Annotated in this window: 13 protein-coding genes and 1 pseudogene; 6 read left to right on the top strand and 8 right to left on the bottom strand. The window is 60.3% G+C overall.

Annotation, left to right across the window (positions count from 1 at the left end):
* Positions 1–50: 50 nt before the first annotated feature.
* From LPA37_RS09905 to tssK, 8 genes and pseudogenes are all read right to left on the bottom strand, one after another.
* A complete protein-coding gene (locus LPA37_RS09905; RefSeq protein WP_229012431.1) occupies positions 51–1,145 on the bottom strand; it encodes a CocE/NonD family hydrolase in 1,095 nt (364 codons plus the stop codon).
* Positions 1,146–1,394: 249 nt separating this feature from the next.
* A complete protein-coding gene (locus LPA37_RS09910) occupies positions 1,395–1,973 on the bottom strand; it encodes a DUF2459 domain-containing protein (RefSeq protein WP_229012432.1) in 579 nt (192 codons plus the stop codon).
* 321 nt (positions 1,974–2,294) lie between these two features.
* A complete protein-coding gene (gene tssE, locus LPA37_RS09915) occupies positions 2,295–2,717 on the bottom strand; it encodes a type VI secretion system baseplate subunit TssE (RefSeq protein ID WP_229012433.1) in 423 nt (140 codons plus the stop codon).
* A gap of 182 nt (positions 2,718–2,899) precedes the next feature.
* A pseudogene (locus LPA37_RS09920) lies at positions 2,900–3,304 on the bottom strand (type VI secretion system ATPase TssH); the annotation flags it as partial.
* 178 nt (positions 3,305–3,482) lie between these two features.
* On the bottom strand, positions 3,483–3,968 hold the full coding sequence (locus LPA37_RS09925) for an Hcp family type VI secretion system effector (protein ID WP_229012434.1): 486 nt from the start codon (positions 3,966–3,968) through the stop codon (positions 3,483–3,485).
* 102 nt (positions 3,969–4,070) lie between these two features.
* Positions 4,071–5,843: an OmpA family protein gene (locus LPA37_RS09930; protein WP_229012468.1), complete on the bottom strand. Its 1,773-nt coding sequence runs from the start codon at positions 5,841–5,843 to the stop codon at positions 4,071–4,073.
* A 62-nt stretch (positions 5,844–5,905) separates the two neighbouring features.
* Positions 5,906–6,637, bottom strand: coding sequence for a DotU family type IV/VI secretion system protein (locus tag LPA37_RS09935; protein WP_229012435.1), 732 nt, complete (start codon positions 6,635–6,637; stop codon positions 5,906–5,908).
* Complete coding sequence (tssK, locus tag LPA37_RS09940; protein ID WP_229012436.1) at positions 6,634–7,983, bottom strand: type VI secretion system baseplate subunit TssK; 1,350 nt, start codon at positions 7,981–7,983, stop codon at positions 6,634–6,636. Before tssK ends, LPA37_RS09935 begins: the two co-directional genes overlap by 4 nt.
* A 577-nt stretch (positions 7,984–8,560) precedes the next feature.
* On the opposite strand from tssK, the gene tssB reads away from it, so the two are divergent.
* The 6 genes from tssB to LPA37_RS09970 all read left to right on the top strand — a co-directional run bounded on the left by tssB (position 8,561) and on the right by LPA37_RS09970 (position 17,217).
* Entirely contained in the window at positions 8,561–9,097 is a 537-nt protein-coding gene (gene tssB, locus LPA37_RS09945) for a type VI secretion system contractile sheath small subunit (RefSeq protein ID WP_229012437.1), read from the top strand.
* Positions 9,098–9,194: 97 nt separating this feature from the next.
* Positions 9,195–10,730, top strand: a complete 1,536-nt coding sequence (tssC, locus tag LPA37_RS09950) for a type VI secretion system contractile sheath large subunit (RefSeq protein WP_229012438.1) — start codon at positions 9,195–9,197, stop codon at positions 10,728–10,730.
* A gap of 109 nt (positions 10,731–10,839) precedes the next feature.
* On the top strand, positions 10,840–13,182 hold the full coding sequence (locus LPA37_RS09955) for a type VI secretion system Vgr family protein (RefSeq protein WP_229012439.1): 2,343 nt from the start codon (positions 10,840–10,842) through the stop codon (positions 13,180–13,182).
* Between the two features lie 8 nt (positions 13,183–13,190).
* Positions 13,191–15,617 carry a glycoside hydrolase family protein gene (locus tag LPA37_RS09960; RefSeq protein ID WP_229012440.1) on the top strand — a complete coding sequence of 809 codons (2,427 nt, stop codon included), beginning with the start codon at positions 13,191–13,193 and terminating at the stop codon, positions 15,615–15,617.
* 56 nt (positions 15,618–15,673) lie between these two features.
* Entirely contained in the window at positions 15,674–16,471 is a 798-nt protein-coding gene (locus tag LPA37_RS09965; RefSeq protein ID WP_229012441.1) for a lysozyme inhibitor LprI family protein, read from the top strand.
* Positions 16,472–16,788: 317 nt separating this feature from the next.
* Positions 16,789–17,217 carry a hypothetical protein gene (locus tag LPA37_RS09970; RefSeq protein WP_229012442.1) on the top strand — a complete coding sequence of 143 codons (429 nt, stop codon included), beginning with the start codon at positions 16,789–16,791 and terminating at the stop codon, positions 17,215–17,217.
* The last annotated feature ends 44 nt before the right edge of the window (positions 17,218–17,261 follow it).

The raw sequence follows: 17,261 nt of genomic DNA on the forward strand, positions 1-17,261 counted from the left end.
AGCCAGATGTCTGGCCGGAGGCCTGATCGAGGCCCCGGGCAGGGCTGCGTTTAGCCGTATCCGCGGGCTTGGGCGGACGGCTCCGGAGGGGTTGTGCTCTTCGCTGCCGTCATGCTGACCGGCCTTGTTCCCGCGAGCAGCCACGCATCGAATGGACCGCCTGTATGGAGCACGCATACGGCCTTTGCGCTGCCCTCGTAGCCGGAAGGAAACTGGCCGCGCAAGGGATCTTTGGGAAAATGCCACGTGCCTCTGATGTCAAGGCGAAGCACGTCGCCTTTGAGGAAGCGGGTGGCATGAGGTTGCAACGCGATATCGACGGGAACAATCTCGCCGGCACGCAGCGGCTCGCTGATGCGATGGCGATGTACCGGCTGCGACGGCGACGAAAGCGCTTCATCGCGTTCGGGACGACTGGCGATTTCCTTGCGAAATTCAGTGTTTGTCCTCACACCGCCTCGCTTGAGCCCCTTGTCCCAGACGATCGTGAAGCCGTCCTCCCGAACGCCGCCCGGGCGAGCGAAATCCCGGTACAGATCGCTAAACCCTTCCCATGGGCAGATCGCCGCGAGATGCGGCGGGCGCAGCGCCGCCACTTTGTATTCGCTGATCGCGAGATAGGACACGCCGTTAAGTCCTACTCGCCCGGACGACCAGGATTGAGTTCCGGCCCATTCGATGACGTCGTGGAAATCCAGGGCTTCCTGGTCGGAGAATAAATCACCGATGCCTTCGGCTGTTCCGCCGCCGCGTAAATCGACGTTGACGACCGCGTAGCCTCGCGGCACCCACACACCGGGGTCGGGTGCCTCCCAGCTGGTCCACTCGGAGATCTCGATGGGATGCGGCTGCGGGAACAGCCGGTATTGCAGGTTCAGGCCACGGCCACTTCGCGTGCGCGCGGGGATTGCGTCCTTGCCGTAAGGATGAGCCGAGATGATCACCGGCGCCGGTGCGCCGCCTTCCGGGCGGAAAACGTTGACGCGTAGCGTCGTGCCGTCACGAACGATCACCGGAACGTTCCAGTCCGCGTGAATGCCGGGGGGCATCTTGTACACCTTGACCCGAGGGCGAATCGCGTTTCTTATACGACGAAACGCCAGCGTCATTGGTCCAACGCTTTGCCGCGAACCTTTCACCGTCATTGTGCTCACCGGCTGGTCTGATTAATCGGGAATCCTTTTTGCGTCCACTTGACGATATGAGCAGTGCCTGCTGCGCGTACCGTCATAGGGGGAAACCACCATGAAACGCTCCTGGCTAGTCTTACTCCTCGGCTCGCTTTTTCTGTCCGGCTGTCTTTCGTTTAGCAGCAGCGATCCGTCGCCGCCAAACAGGACCACCGTCGTCGTGCCGGAACAGAGCCCCGCGACTGTGTGCAATCCCTCGCCCTGCTAGTGGTGCAGAGTACGGCATGTCGGGAGCGGCGCGGCTGATTCAGGTGTGAGTTGCCGCGCATCGTCCATCACATCGCGGGCGAACAATATGGCGCCGCGGACCGGCAAACCAGCCGATCGTAGCGCGTCCGACGTCCAGGTGTTGCAGGTATAGAGCGCGTCATAGGTGCCCCTGGCGGCGAAGAACACGCTGCCCGGATACGGGCCGTCGCCGAGCCGGACCGGTCCGCCTGCGGCATCGGTTTGAACCGAATGCTGCAGGAACGTCCGAAGCCCCGCCAGACCGGCGTCGCTCACGCCGAGCACGATCACGCTGGGGGAGCCGAACGCCGCGCCCGGCGGCGCGCGCAGGACCGTCATCAGCACGGCCGCCTGGCTGGGGAGCAGGGCGGAGAGCGCGGCCAGCACGCCGTGCTCGCGCGTGACGACGTATTGCCGCTCACCGAAGCCGAAGCACAGGAAGCGAGCGCCTTCGAACCCTTGTGCGAGGGCCGATACCCACGGGCCCGCATCCTCGCTGCGCACACAGACGTCGGTATGCCACGCGCGCCTCGCCACCACGATGGTCGTGGTCACGGGGCCCGCCGCAGGCATCAGCGGAACGGTCGAGCAGGCGGCAAGTGCCGCCACCCACGCGATCACACATGACCGGCCGATCCTGAGCAGACTTGAACAAGGCAAGGGTCCCCTCCAGCAGACGCTGCCCCGATCGTACGACACGCCGGATTTCCTGACGAGGCCAGGTTTTGTGCCTGGTTTTGCGCCGATGCCTTTTGTAACCTGACGGTCGGTTTCGCGGGGATGTTGCGCCGTCGGGCGCACTTGAGCACGGTATTGACGCGAAAATGTGATGGAAATGCGGAGTTCGTCCACGCGGATCGCTACGCCTGAATGCGGCTATTTCGTTTCGGTTCGCCGCTCGATGCGCATGCGGCCCGGCGGCTCGAAATACGTACCGAACCGCACGAGCCCCGCCTTCTTCAGATGACAGGTCATCACATAGCTCACGGTGACGCCGGGATCGTCGTTTTCGATAATGTCGACATCGATCGCACGAATGCGCGGCTCGTATTTCAGCAGCGTGGCTTCCATCTCTTTTTTCAGCAGATGCGACGACGCAGGCAGCGCCTTGAAGATGTTCGTCAGATCCGGCAGACCGAAATCGGGCAGGTGCTTGAGCGCTCCCGCGCGCGTATTGAGAATGCGGCGGATGTTCTGCTGGATGCTCAGGATCTCGAGTGTCCTGTCGTCGTGGGCGCTGAGCGGCTCGCCGCCGATGTGGCCGAGCAACATGTCGTACAGCGAAGGTCCGGCGGGCATCGTCGGGTCCCTCAAATGGTTGCTGCAACCGGATGGCCGGCGCCCGGCAGGGCATTCGCGGTGAGCGCGATGTCGTACCGACGGCGCAGACGTTCGGCGATCCTCGCAATCTTCCGACGCACAATCGATGCGAGCGCGCCATGTTCCTCCAAGGGGTCATCCTTCGACCAATGGAAGTCGCTGTGGGGCGCTGCATCCACGATCGCCTGCAGCAGGTTCGCCGAGCGGATCGGCTGCGCTGCGTCGCTGGTTGACGCGTGAAGCCACGCGCTTTCCAGCTCGCGTGCAAGCGATTGTGACAGCGCCGGCTTGTCGCGCAGGTCTCGGGGTACGCGGTCGATTGCCGCGAGCAACGCGCCCCACACGCCGTCGATATCGATTTCATGGCGCCGCAGGATGGCGGGAATATCGCCATCGCCGGCCTCGATGAGCTTCAGCAGCCAGTGCCCGGCGGTGATCTCACCGGCCAGACGCGCCTGGCACAGGCTCGCGGCCGCCTCGAGGGCGACCGCGCAATGCGGGTCGAGCTTGCGAAGCAGATGAGTGGAGTCCCTCGGGGACTTCCGATGGTCGTCGCGCATGGTCATGGTGGAACCCGGTCATGGGCGCGGCGGAGCGCTGGTCCGCCAGTTACAAAAAGCGCAGGCTCGCTGCAGGCGAACCGGCAGGGACTGGCGAAAAGAAGGCCGGCACACAACAGACGTGTGAGGGCGTTGGGCCAGTGCCGGCTTCCGGAGTACATCGTCAGGTCATCGGAACGCTCGTTTAAGCGCGCTCGTTCCAGCTGTCGGCGTGGATGATGTTGCCGTCCTTGTACGACCACGTGATTTTTTCGTAGCGCAGTTCGATCTCTTCGAGGTGGTTGTGCTTCTCGTACGCCGGGTTCTTGATGTCGAGCATCTTCGGCGTGACGCCGACGATCTTGACGTTGTCGAGCTTCGTGTTGAAGTATTCCTTCTCCTTGCCCGCGTCGTCGATCCTGTACCACCTGATCTCGACCGACTTCAGTGTCTGGCCGCTCGTCACCGCCTTGTACAGATACGGCGTGGCCGCATCGGTTTCCTTGGTCAGCCTGATCGGCTTGTGCACGCGCGTGCCGGTGAGCTTGCCCGTGTTGCTGTCAGTCGGGATATTCACGCTGTGGTCGAACGCGACGAGTTCGACGCTGCCCTCACGGCCCTGCACGGTGACTGAACCCTTGACGTCCGCACCGCCGTCATCCTTGATCCACATATAGGCCGGAATTGCCATCTTCTCTACTCCTTCAAAGGTACTGCGACAATCGCCCGGAGCCAGTCCCCGAGCCTAGAATTCCCGAAGCACGGCCGGCTTCGGGGACTGAAAAATGCTGTGCTACTTCGGGGTCGATGGGGCGCTGGCTGCGGTGCCCGTCGCCCCGGGGGCGCTTCCTTCGACCAATGGGAGTCCCTGTGGGACGGGGCGCAAGGGGACTTCCTTCGACGAGAGGGTGTCCCCGTGGGACGGAGCGTCCGGCACCAGCGTGATCTCCACGCGCCGGTTTCTGGCACGACCGCTATCCGTGTTGTTGTCCGCGATGGGCCGCGTATCGCCGTAGCCCTGGATCGCGAACTGCGTGACCGGTATTCCTGACGCGTCGACCAGCCAGTCGCGCACGGCACCCGCGCGTGCAAGCGAAAGCTTCTGGTTGAACCCGGGGTTGCCGCTGGCATCGGAGTAGCCCGCGACGAGCACCCGCTTGTCCGGATGCGCCTTGATCATTTCCAGTGCGCCCACCATTGCACGCATCGAGCCAGGCTTGAGCTGGGCGCGGCCGCTGTCGAACAGGGACATGCTGTCGAGCGTCACGACCGTCGGCGGCGGAAGGGGAGCCTGATACGAGGCAATCGCGTCGTCGAGCGTGGGCATCAGCGCCGCGGCGCGGTACATCCCGAACGACAGACGCATCGGCACGCCGGTACGCGAGAAGCGGTCGATCTGGTCGCGGTCGGCCACGAGTGACTGCAACGCATCGCGTCGCGCGGTGTCATGGTCAGGCGGAATTGTGGCAAACCGGTCGAGATCAGCGCCGATGCGCGCGAGCAGCGCCTGGTTGTTCCTGGCCGCGCCCCACATCGCCAGCGCGAGCGCACAGGCGAGCAGCGCGATTGCGTGTGCAAGCGCTGCCACGCGGGGCGACACCCAGAACCGGCGGGGCATTGCCTCGATCAACGGCTGGGGCAACGGCCAGGGCGCAGGGGAAGCGGCCATCGCGGGAGGAACGACTGCCGTCTGCCTTTCGACGTCGCGCGACCACGGTGTGCCCGGATGACTGGCCGGGCCGCAGTCGATCCAGCCCGCTCCGAACAGCACCCACGGAGCGGCGGGCTGCCGTGGGTCGGTCAGGACACCGATCGCAACACGCTGTGTCCAGCCAGCGACGGCGGCGAGGCCTGCGGCGCGGGCGGCCGCGAGCCGGATTCGTTCGCGATCGCCCTGCGCCCGCTGGACTTCCGGTTCGGCGGCTCGCATCACTTCTTCAAACCGCTGCGTGCCCGTGATCCGCGTGGCCGACGAGACGCCGTACCATTGCGGGACGTCATGCGTTGCCGGTGCGACGGTCAGCCGCTGGTAAACCGCGACGTAGCCCGGCAGCCGCGTGCCAAGCACGCGCGATGCATCGCCTGATGCCTGGCGCACGACGCGCAGCATCTGCGTCAGCGACGCTTCGCCAGCATGCAGCGCAGGGGCGATCGAGAGCGCGACGCCATCCGGTGCGCGGCCGTCGCGCCACTGTTTGACGGCCACCGCGAGCCGGGGCAGATCCTGCGGCCGCTCAACCCGCAACCAGATCGCGCCATCGCCGACGTGAGCAAGTCGCTCTTCTCCATCGCCGCGATCGAAGATCTGCGTGAGCGCATCGCCTGTCACCATCACGAGCGGCATCCGCGTGCGCAGGCTCACCGGAAGGTCGGCGGTGGTCGTTCCGAGCGCGGTCAGCACGCGTGCGCTTTGCGCCTGGGCGCGCGCGAGCTGGCGGCTGTGCCGGGCGACGAGGAGAATGGCGAACACCGCTACGGCTGCCGCCGCCCCCCACGCAGCACCGCGGCTGACCGGCAGGACAAGAAACAGCACGGCGATCACGAGCGTGGCCGCGAAGATCGCCATCGTACGGAAGGGGTAACCCAAGCCCCCCAAGGGGGCGTCCTGCGGGGCGCGCAATTCGACCATCACGGCTTCGCTGGCAGCGATGGCGTCAGATGCGCGAGCTGCAGGTCGAGCGTCTGGCTCCAGATCAGATAGACGAGCGCCGCGGCCACGCAGCCGAACCCCGCGATCGCCCACGGCGAGAACCGGTAGAGCCAGTCCGCCAGACGCCAGCCGCTGCGATCGGCGATGAATGTGTGCAGGGCAGCGGGGCGCAGTTTCTGCAGCTGAGTATCGAGCGAGGCGATCAGCGTTGCGTGCTGCGCCTCGCCCTCTCGCGCGTAGCGCCCCATGAAACCAAGCCCGAGCACCGCGGCGTAGCATTCAAGCAGATCCGCGTTCGGTACCGCTTCGCGCATGCGTTCCGTGAGACGCTCGAATACGCGCTCACCCGCGTCGTGCTTCCCGAAGCGCTCGACCTGCAGCGGTTGAGCATCCCACTGCGATCTGTCGTCCAACGGCAGCGCCCGGAGCACAGTCTCGTCGAGCAGGCCGCACTGTGCATAGAGCGCATCGTCACGCACGTCCGCCGCCACGCCCCGTTGTTCCAGCGCAGCAGAAAATTGGGCCATCAATTGCTGGCAACGCTGGCGCAGCTCCGTCACGGATTCAGGCTTACCGCCCTGTGAGAGGGTCGTCACGAGCAGCGCCGTGTCGCGCAACAGGTCACGTATGCCGGTCTGCCGGGTGCGCTTGCCGCCGGGCTGGTGATCCTCCCAGGAGACTTCTTTCAGCGCGTTCACGAAAGATGTCATGACCGCAGCACCGCATAGAGTTCGAGCGAGGCATCCGGCACCGTCGTCGGCAGGTAGATCTGGCAGGCATGCGCGGCGAGCATTCTCGCGTGTGCCGGATCGTTCGCATCGAGCGCGAAGTAATGGTTGTCGAGGCGCACCGGAATGGCGGCGGGTACCCGCTGCACAGCCTTCAGCGGAATGCCGGCGAGCGCGGAATTCACGATGTGCTCGACATCGTCGGGCGCGCCGATCTTGCAAAGTCGCGGCAACTGCTCGACCAGTTCGAAGGGCGTAAGCCTCGCGTTGACCGACAGGTAATAGTCGGCGCCGGAGCGCAGCCGCTCGTCGAGAAACTGTCCTGTCCACGTTGTTGGACTCTTGCGGGCAAGTCCGATCGCCACGACACGCGACGGAATGATCGCGTCGAGCAGATCACGGATCAGGGTCTCGAGTTTCGCGAAAACTTCATGCGCGCGCGCATGGTCGTAGACCGGAATGTCCGTGAGCTGGGCGCCGGTCGAGAAGGTCATCAGCACGCTGGCCAGTTCCGCCAGCACGCCATAGAGCCGTTCGGGCGGCTGGTTCGGATGCGTGGAGAAAAATCGCAGTTGCGGCCAGTACGTGTGGATGGCGTGCAGCAGCCAGAAGAGCGACACGTCCGCCACGCCGTATTCCGCTACGTCGTCGATGCGCTCGCTCTTGCGTGCGCCGAGCGCCGCGCTTTTCGCCAGCAGGATGTCGGCGAGACGCTTCACGCGCTCGATGTGCAGGGGATGGCCGGCAAGTGTCAGGCATGGCGGCACATAGTGCGGGTCCGCCTCGAACTGGCCGCTCGCGCCACGCGTGAGACGCGCGATCGCACAGACGGTGTCGTCCGCATGCGGCTCGAAGTCGAACAGGAGCCGCACTGCATGGCGTTCAGCGGCGATCTCGACCTCTGACGTGCCATTCAGATCCGTGACGTTCACAAACTCACGATACGAACGGCGCGGACGCGCAAGCGAGGTTTCATCGAAGCGGCAGTTGCTGCCCGTCGCATTCAGAAGTGGCAACGCAGCCAGCACCACGACACGCTGGACACCGCCGGGCACGCTCTGCGCGAGATCGCGCGCGGGAGGGAGTGGATCGGCCACTGCGGTGTCGACCGGTGTGCCGTCGGGAAAGCGCAGCTGAAGGTGCGAAAGTTTCAGGCGGCCCGCGCGCAACGCTTCCTCATCCAGCCTGACGCCGAGCGAGCCCCAACCTTCCGCGATCACGGCCGAAGCGAACTGCCGGTGCGCGAAGCTGATCCAGCGCTCCTGCTGCTGAAGGTGGTGATGTCTGAGCCCAACCCCCTCGGACCAGAGCGGTTTGTCGATTCGCATGGATGTGATTTGTGCCGTGTTGCGGGTTGTTATCGGTTGCGGATTCTATATGCGTGAAATGGATTCGTATACCGTTTAAAACTATTTCGATATACAAAACATCTAATATTTGTTGAGTTTATTTTTGGATAAAAATTGCATCTCTTTAAAACCGTCATAAATAATCAATATTGGTTGATGAATATCAAAACGGTCTCATGAAATCAGTATTTGCGTAGATTGACAGACCCAATACCGACAAGGTGAAGAGGTCATTGTCAGCTTGAAACCATTTTCGATCATCTCACGATGGCGATGAAAAAAATGTCAAATATTGTCGCGTTCACAAAAATTAACGATCCATGAGATACGTGAAATGCCAGACCCTTTGACTTTGAATAGGACTACAGTGTTTAATGTGATCCGGCATTAAAAATTGCAGAAGGAAGACGTGCGCTATGAGGTATCTCGAAAGGCTGTCGGGAAGCCGGGTTGTGCCGGCTTCCCGGCTTCCCGGCGGCGCTAAGGGCGACACTACGTTGCGTGGAACCGTCTTCGGCGATGCGCCTGAGTGAATTCACATTTATAAGGATGACGAATGGACAGTTTTCAGCGCGAGATTCCGAAAAGTCGCGTCTCGATAACATTGGACCTGCATACGGGCGGCGCCCAGAAGAAGGTGGAGTTGCCGCTCAAGCTGCTGGTCGCGGGCGACTTCAGCGCGGGCAAGGAGCAGACGCCCGTTGCCGGGCGCAAGAAGGTCAATATCGACAGGAACAATTTCGATGCTGTTCTCGCCGACTACGCGCCGCAACTGACGCTTGCCGCGCAAAACACGCTCGCGGGTGATGGTTCGGAGCTGCCGGTGAACCTGTCGTTCAGGTCGATCAAGGACTTCGAGCCGGAACAGGTGGCTCGCCAGATCCCCGAGCTGCAGGCGCTGCTTGCGGTGCGCAATCTGTTGCGCGATCTCAAGTCGAATCTGCTCGACAACGGCACGTTCCGCCGCGAATTCGAGAAGATTCTGAGGAACAGAGGCCTCTCCAACCAGTTGCGGGGAGAACTCGCGCAGATCGCGACGACCGCAGGTAGTTCCGGTGGGACGGGGGCGCCCCAGCTCGAGGGTCATGCCTGAAGGCGTGAAGGCCAAGCGTGCTGGTGGGTCTCAAAGCACGCGCGCCTTTACTGCATCCCGAAACCAGCTAGCGCCAGTACCGCAGACAGGACAGCAAATGAACCAGAATGAAATCCGGCAGGGCAGCGCGGTGCAGACCACCGTGCTGGAAAGCGACAGCGTCTACGCGTCGCTGTGCAGCAAGATCAATCTCAATCCCGTGCGCGAAGCACGTCCGCTCGAAGCGTTCCGCGACAACGACCTGCTTTCCGAGTCATCCGCCGATGAACGGATTGCGCGTGGCATGAGCGCGTTCCTCGACCTCGTCTCCATGGCCAGCAAGCCAGTCGACCGGCTGGACAAGTCGCTGCTCGATTTCCATATCGGCCAGATCGACCGTCAGATCGGCCGGCAGCTTGACGCGGTGATGCACACGCCCGAATTCCAGGCACTCGAAGGCCGCTGGCGCGGCCTGAAAATGCTCGTGAGCCGCACGGACTTCCGCAAGAACGCGCGCATCGAGGTGCTCGACGTGTCGAAGGAGGCGCTCATGCGCGACTTCGAGGACACGCCCGAAATCATCCAGAGCGGGCTGTACCGCCTCACCTACATCGAGGAATACGACACGCCGGGTGGCCAGCCGATCAGCGCGATGATCAGTGACTACGAGTTCAGCAACGCGCCGCAGGATGTCGGTCTGCTGCGTAACATCTCGAAGGTGGCTGCCGCCGCGCATATGCCGTTCATCGGGTCGGTGGGGCCGGCCTTCTTCGGCAAGCAGTCGATGGAAGAGGTCGCGGCGATCCAGGACATTGGCAACTACTTCGACCGCGCGGAGTACATCAAGTGGAAGAGCTTCCGCGACACCGACGACGCCCGTTATGTGGGCCTGACGATGCCTCGCGTACTGGGTCGCCTGCCGTACGGCAAGGATACGACACCGGTGCGCGCATTCAACTACGAGGAAGCCGTCAAGGGTCCGGACCACGACCGCTATCTGTGGGTCAATGCGTCGTTCGCGTTCGGGGCGAACATGGTGCGCAGCTTCACCAGCAACGGCTGGTGCGTGCAGATCCGCGGCCCGCAGGCAGGTGGCAAGGTAGAAGACCTGCCGGTTCATCTGTATGACCTTGGCACCGGCGCCCAGCCGAAGATCCCGACCGAGGTGCTGATCCCCGAGACGCGCGAATTCGAGTTCGCCAATCTCGGCTTCATTCCGCTGTCGTTCTACAAGAATCACGACTTCGCGTGCTTCTTTTCGGCGAATTCGGCGCAGAAGCCCGCTATCTACGAGACGAGGGAAGCGACTGCGAACAGCCGCATCAACGGGCGCCTGCCGTACATCTTCCTGCTCTCGCGTATTGCGCATTATCTGAAGCTGATCCAGCGCGAGAACATCGGCACGACCAAGGACCGCCGTCTGCTCGAACTGGAGCTGAACAGCTGGATCAAGGGTCTCGTGACGGAGATGAAAGATCCGGGTGACGAACTGCAGGCGTCGCACCCGCTGCGCGAGGCGAAGGTCACGGTGGAAGACATCGAGGACAACCCGGGGTTCTTCCGCATCAAGCTTTTCATCATCCCGCACTTCCAGGTCGAGGGCATGGACATCGGCTTGTCGCTGGTATCGCAGATGCCGAAGGCCAAGGGCTGATGAAGTGAATTCCTTGTAACTCATGTAGCACGCCGGGGCGTGTGCGGAGGAGGTCGACGCCGCGCCCCGGCTTTGTCAGCTGTGGCGTCAATGTTCAACGGAGTGATCGATGGGTTCGATGGTTCTGCCGTCCCAGGCTTACGAGGTGAAGCTCGCGCCGCATCCCGCGCCGCTCTCGGTGGTGAAGTTCCGCGGGTTTGACCGGATCAGCGAGCTGTACCGATACGAGATCGAATTCACGAGTCCCGTCGCGGGTATCCCGATGGACGCGGTACTCGGGCGGCCCGCGAAGTTCATCATCGACCCCGTCGACCCGAACGCCGACTATTTGCGCAGGATGTTCGGCGAGAGGGCGGAGCAATTCAGCGACAAGCCGCCCGCACGCACGATCCACGGCATCGTCACACAGTTCGACGAGTTCGGTACGTCGGCTGATGAGACCCGTTACAGGCTGGTTATCGAGCCACGTACCGCGGATCTCGCGCGCGCGGTCACGAGCCGGTTGTTCCAGAAGCAGTCCGTGCAGGAAATCATCGCGGATACGCTGAAGCATTACGGGTTTCGCGAAGGCGTTGATTTCATGTTCAGCCTGCGCGCGAAGTACAAGCGCCACGAATACATCACGCAGTATCACGAGACTACGTTCGCGTTCATCCAGCGCATCGCCGCGGAGGAAGGCATCTGGTTTCGCTACGGGCAGAAAAAGGACCGCGAGATCATCGTTTTTGGCGACGATCTGGATGCGTATGCGCGTAACCAGCGCACGGTGCCGTTCCGTAGTGACGCCGGGCTGGAGAGCGCTGGCGCCGAAGCCATCAAGTCGCTCGAACGACGCATGCGACGCGTGCCCGAGGCAGTGCGCCTGAACGACTATAACCATCGTCAGGCTGGCGTGTCGCTGCTCGTCGAGGAAAACGCGGCGCGAGACGACAGGACGACGAACGCCGTCGACTACCACTGGGGCGAGCATTATGAAACGCCCGAGGAAGGGCAGCGCATTGCACGGCTGCGTCACGAAGCACATCTGTCGAAGCAGATCACCTATGCGGGTAAGGGCAATGCTTTTGCCATTGAGGCAGGCGAGGTGTTGCGTCTCGACCAGAACCCCGTGGATGCGCCGCACGGGCTGCTCCTGACGTCGGTGGAGTCTGGCGGTGGCCGCAGCGAGGCGTACTGGAATACCTTCACCGCGATCCCGTCGGACCGTGTCTGGCGCACGCCGGTCGATTTGGCCACACGCCCTGTGATCGACGGCATCCTGCCGGCGCGCATCACGTCGCCCGGGGATTACAAATACGCTTATCTGACGGGGGAAGGCTGGTATGTGATCAAGCTGCCGTTCGACCTGGACGAATGGAGCCCAGGCGGCACGAGCCGTGCGGTGCGGCTCGCGAAACCGTACAGCGGCGACAACTACGGTCATCATTTTCCGTATATCGACGGCGCGGAAGTGGCGATCATCCATACCCAGGGGGATCCTGACCGGCCCGTCATTATCGGCGCGATGCACGACAGTCTGCATCCGGATCTCGTCAACAACCTCAACAATACGCGGAACATCATTCGTACGGCCGGCGGTACCGAGTGGCGCATCGAGGACAAGGCAGGCATCGAGCACAGTCACCTGACGACGCCTTACCAGACCAGCGAGCTGAATCTCGGGCATATGGTCGATGGCGAGCGGAAGGAACGGGGGCAGGGGGCTGAATTATGCACCGGCGGTCACGTTGCTGTGCGGGGTGGAAAGGGTGTGCTGGTTACCGCAGAAGCTCAGCCCAACGCGACGGGCCTGCAACTTGACATGCAGGATGCTGACGCCACGCTCCGTCAGGCAGCGGACGTGATGCGCTCCCTGAACGACTCGGCTAATGCGGCAAAGGCGTGGCTTGCCGAGATCGATCAGCAGCGCGCGCTCATCGAGCAGAAGCTCACAAGTCTTCAGAAACCCGTGATCGTCGCCAGCGCACCCGAAGGCGTAGGCATTGTGAGTGGCCAGCACATGCAACTGGCCACGCGCAAACAAATGTTTGTGACAGCAGGGGACGGTCTGGATATCGGTGTGATGAAGCGAATCACGATGGCTGCTGGCGAAGCGATTTCGCTGTTTGCCGCGACGCTGGGGATCCGGATTTTCTCGAGCAAGGGAAAAATCCAGATCCAGGCCCAAGGTGACGCGATGGAACTGATGGCGCTCAAAAATGTTGCTGTCAGCTCGTCCACAGGCGAAGTGATCATTACCGGTTCAAAAGGCATCACGCTGGGTGACGGCTCCGGCGCCTACGTGAAGATCGCCAACGGGAAGATCGAACTCGCAAGCCCCAGTGGGCAGATCGAAGTCAAGGGCAACCTGAATACTGGCGACCCAGCGAGTGGTAGTTTCACGTTCCCCAACTGGTCCGACGTTCCCCTCAAGGATGTGAAGGGAGATATGAATTTCGGGTTTTCTGAATAAGCGTAATCATGGCAAACACAACGCCTACACCGGCACCGGCGAGCCCGCCACTGAAGCAGCTGGGCTTCGCCTTTCCGTTTCGCAAGAAGGGTCAACGCAATGCGGGCTCATCCGCTGACTTTACCGATGAGCACGACTTTCACAAGGTATTGAAACAGGAACCATCGGGCTCCTATTCGGTCAGCGGCAAGGGAATGTGGCATGGCGGCATTCACGTTACGGAGGCCGGATCGGGCGGATCGCTTGATCTGAAGTTTGGCGTTCGATGCCTGGCTGACGGCGAAGTCGTGGCGTGGCGCATCAACCGCGCCTACCCGGTCAGCGATATGCCTGCCCAGAATGACCAGCCGGCGATCAGCGCGCCGTACAGCACGGGATTTGCGCTGGTACGTCACTCGATGGAGTTTCCGCGAGGTACCACGCTGAAGTTTTTCAGCCTGTACATGCACCTGCAGGATCTGGCGGGTTATGAAAGTGACACGTCACAGCCGAAACAGCAAAAGCCCGCGTACTGGTCGACCCAGTTCAAGGTCACCGAATTCGCTCAGGACAAGCCTCACGCCGGCCCGAACGGCCAGGTCGCACCGACGGAACAGCAAGGGATCAGGATACGTGCGACGAAGCCTCACGGCACGATTCTCGGCATCCTGCCACAGGGAGCACAGGTCAGCATTGGCCAACGCGATGGAGATTGGGGCCGGCTCAAGGATACGCATGGCGCGCAACTGATTGCGCCGACGGCGGGCGGGCTTGTCGCTGCGAATGCGGGCAGTGGATGGATATTCCTGGGCAAGGAAAACGGCGGTTCCGTTGTCGAGGAAGTCATGCCGGACTCGTCGATTGATTGCGTGGTCGTGCCGCCCGTGCCGTTTCCGGTGAAGGCGGGCGACCTGATCGGTCATCTTGGGCGCTACGACTCGTTGAGTCAGCAGACGTCCAACCGCATGGTCCACATCGAGGTGTTCTGTGACGACAGCGTCAAGTCGTTTATGGAGCAGGGGGCGGCATGGGTCAATGCTAATGGAGCGCATCCCGACCGTTGGCAGCAACTGGGGCTCCCGGGCGATCCGACGATCCTGCGCGTCGACAAAAACACGACGTTGTACCGGCCAGCAGGCCAGCCCGGGCAGTATCCGCAGCCTGGGCAGGGTGTGAAACCGACGGGCGTGATCCAGGTCGCCGCGTTTGCCGAGCTGGCGAAGCAGAGCGGCAATCCGCTAACCGAAACCACCGTGGATGCCGACGGCAAGAAACGGTGCTGGTGGCATGTGGACAGCGCGGACGTGCAGGGCAATGCCATCGATGGCTGGGTGCGGGAACAGAACTTTGCGGGTGGGCGGGTGACACGCGAGTTTGCGCAGACATGGGTGGACTTTCAGCCCCCCCTGGATGATGCGCATGACCCGGCGCATACGATGTTTGCCACCGCGCAGGCGTTTGTCGACTATGCAAGCGGCGCGGATGTGCCGGAACCGGCTGCGCTCGGCAAACTCAGTCCGCTGATGGCATCGATCTATCGAGCGTTATATCCGACCGGAGACGGCAGCCGGGCTGCGGACGATCTCTGCGCCGCCGCGGAGGACCCGTGGACTGCCTTGCGCATGTCGCGGTTGATCATCAAGCACGAGAGCGAGTGGGCCAATCCAGACAAGTGGAAGCAACTTATCGTGGAAATCGAAAAGCAGACCGGCCCACAGGCTCAGCACGAGGCGGAACAGAAGCGGATCGAAAAGCTCGTCTGGTGGGATGACGTCAAGGCTGGCTTGACTGACCTGCCGGCGTCAGACGTTTTCCATATTCATCCGATCGGACTGGTGGGAAATTTTTATCGGAACGCCAATGCACATGCGATTTCCGACAACGGATTATGGTTCATATTCGCACACGAGGCGCAAGCAAACGTAACTAACCATTTGCATTGGCCTCACGGCGCTAGCGGTGTAACACTTGGCGCGGGATACGATATGAAAGGAAGAACTCCAAGTGAGATTTCTACTGACATGAACTCTATTGGCCTTCCTGATGCAACGGCACAGGCTGTCTCACATGCGTCAGGGTTGCAAGGTAGCGCAGCAAGCACATTTGCCACGACGAATCACAATTTAGTTAACTTAACTGATAATCAACAGGTGCAGCTGCTTCGTAACACTATTGGACACTACGAAAATATGGTGCGTAATTCGATTAAAGTTCAAATTAGCCAAAATGAATTCGATGCGCTCGTGAGTTTTGCCTACAACCCAGCAGGGCGGTGGCAAAGCGTTACCAATTTTGTAAATAATGGACAGATAGAGTGCGCGATGTCAAAAATCAGAGAAGGAAATACGTCCGGAGGCGTTGTGATGTCGGGGCTCACAAATCGACGTTCAGATGAAGTTAACCTCTACAAAAATAACCGATACGAATTCAATGGTCACCCACTTCCGCCGAGATGAGTAATAATTTAACATGGTTTTTTGCGGGATACATTGGTTTGCTCGGAGCGTTAAGGATGAAATTATATTTTTTTACTTTGTTATTTTTATTTTTGGCGATCCCAGTTATTGCAAAGGACTTGCCCGATTCCGTACAGGGTAGGTGGGAGGTTGCCGAAGTTCACATAAATACGGAGGCGTCCCGTACTCCTTTTTATGCAGGGAATGATCCTCGTTTAGTAGGGCGAATTTTTACATTCGCACCAGGTCAGGTAACAAGCGATGCTCCGGAAAATTCCGAGTGCGTGACACCACAGATCAGAATAACTTCTGCCGATCCACAGGAGTTGATAAGGAAGAGTATGGCTGGATATGGGTATCCGGTCATGCATGCAGATGCAAAAGCCTATCGGCTTGATGTCGGTCGGGATAAAAATCCCGAGATAATGCAAATCTATTGTAAGGATAAATTGTGGAATGGCAGCCTGGGGGCAGACGGAGGCATGCAGGGCTCGTGGTTATTCCTTGCTGATGGCAATCGGATCCTACTGAGATGGTACGATGAAACGATCCTTGTTTTAGAAAGGATTACGGATAGCCAGAAGCCAGGACCTTCTTTTAATTGCTCAAAATCAAGTAATGAGACGGAAAAAGAGATATGTCAGTCAATAGAACTATCAGCATTTGATCGCAGTGTATCTGAAGCCTATAGGCTATCTATATCTCAATACCATGATGCAGGCAAAAATGTCGGTTCACTCATTCGCGATCAGAATTCGTGGTTGGTTTTGCGAAATAAATGTGGCTCGAATGCGAAGTGTATTCTTTCTTCGATGAGAAATCGACTGGATAGATTATCCGTGCCTTCTCAATGATGGGTAAGCCGATATCGATTCCTCAAAAAGCGGATAGCATCAACGAGTGCCACACTAATTTTCAAGATATCGATGGATGGGGATGGCTGATGCGTCCACCTATGTTTGCGGCCTATATGTAGTTATTCGTTGTTTTAATCTGAGGCGGGTCATCAGTTGGTTTCGCAAAAACCGGAGCGGGTAATGAGAATCTGGTTGGTGGGTGCAATGAGGCGCAGGAATGCGTGGTTTCTTTTACAAACCGAGCTGCTGCGCAAGATCGACTGTGCGAATCGACTGATCTTTCGGCTCTATGGATTCAAGGAAGTAGGAAATACTTGATTCAATGCAAAAGTGGAGACACAGCTGAAGACAACGTCGTGTGGATTGTTGACCAGAGCGCGAAATTCTTTGGTCGACTGAACTTCGGTCGATTCATAACAAAGAGTGCTATCGAAAAGAATCCGAATTCGAAAATTCCAGACAAATTCAGTTCGCGGAACCTTTGTCATCCGATCGACATGATCAAGCTCAAAGCGAGCGATTTTCTCCTGCACGATAAGAGGCCGACCGATGCAGATGACGACCCGTACTGCTATGACGTCACCTATTTGAAGCTAGGGGATGCGAAGTTGGTCATCGATACCAGTCGCGGTCCGGTAATGCGTAGCGATTCGCAGCATGCTGTACACGCGGTCTCAACTCGTGACCGAGAACGCTTGACTCACTTATTAGACGTACTGCGCCAATGGCATCCGCAGCCGTGATCATTCATGCAAGCGGAGCATACGAAATCGACTTACGAAGCGGC

The sequence above is a fragment of the Paraburkholderia gardini genome, from assembly GCF_907164545.1.
Lineage (GTDB): Bacteria > Pseudomonadota > Gammaproteobacteria > Burkholderiales > Burkholderiaceae > Paraburkholderia > Paraburkholderia gardini.

What these genes read in the sequence shown, in the direction of transcription:
- tssB (WP_229012437.1), top strand. Translation starts at nt 8,561, where the DNA reads ATGGACAGTTTTCAGCGCGAGATTCCGAAAAGTCGCGTCTCGATAACA.
- LPA37_RS09955 (WP_229012439.1), top strand. Translation starts at nt 10,840, where the DNA reads ATGGGTTCGATGGTTCTGCCGTCCCAGGCTTACGAGGTGAAGCTCGCG.
- tssC (WP_229012438.1), top strand. Translation starts at nt 9,195, where the DNA reads ATGAACCAGAATGAAATCCGGCAGGGCAGCGCGGTGCAGACCACCGTG.
- tssK (WP_229012436.1), bottom strand. Translation starts at nt 7,983, where the DNA reads ATGCGAATCGACAAACCGCTCTGGTCCGAGGGGGTTGGGCTCAGACAT.
- tssE (WP_229012433.1), bottom strand. Translation starts at nt 2,717, where the DNA reads ATGCCCGCCGGACCTTCGCTGTACGACATGTTGCTCGGCCACATCGGC.
- LPA37_RS09935 (WP_229012435.1), bottom strand. Translation starts at nt 6,637, where the DNA reads ATGACATCTTTCGTGAACGCGCTGAAAGAAGTCTCCTGGGAGGATCAC.
- LPA37_RS09965 (WP_229012441.1), top strand. Translation starts at nt 15,674, where the DNA reads ATGAAATTATATTTTTTTACTTTGTTATTTTTATTTTTGGCGATCCCA.
- LPA37_RS09925 (WP_229012434.1), bottom strand. Translation starts at nt 3,968, where the DNA reads ATGGCAATTCCGGCCTATATGTGGATCAAGGATGACGGCGGTGCGGAC.
- LPA37_RS09960 (WP_229012440.1), top strand. Translation starts at nt 13,191, where the DNA reads ATGGCAAACACAACGCCTACACCGGCACCGGCGAGCCCGCCACTGAAG.
- LPA37_RS09905 (WP_229012431.1), bottom strand. Translation starts at nt 1,145, where the DNA reads ATGACGGTGAAAGGTTCGCGGCAAAGCGTTGGACCAATGACGCTGGCG.
- LPA37_RS09930 (WP_229012468.1), bottom strand. Translation starts at nt 5,843, where the DNA reads ATGGCGATCTTCGCGGCCACGCTCGTGATCGCCGTGCTGTTTCTTGTC.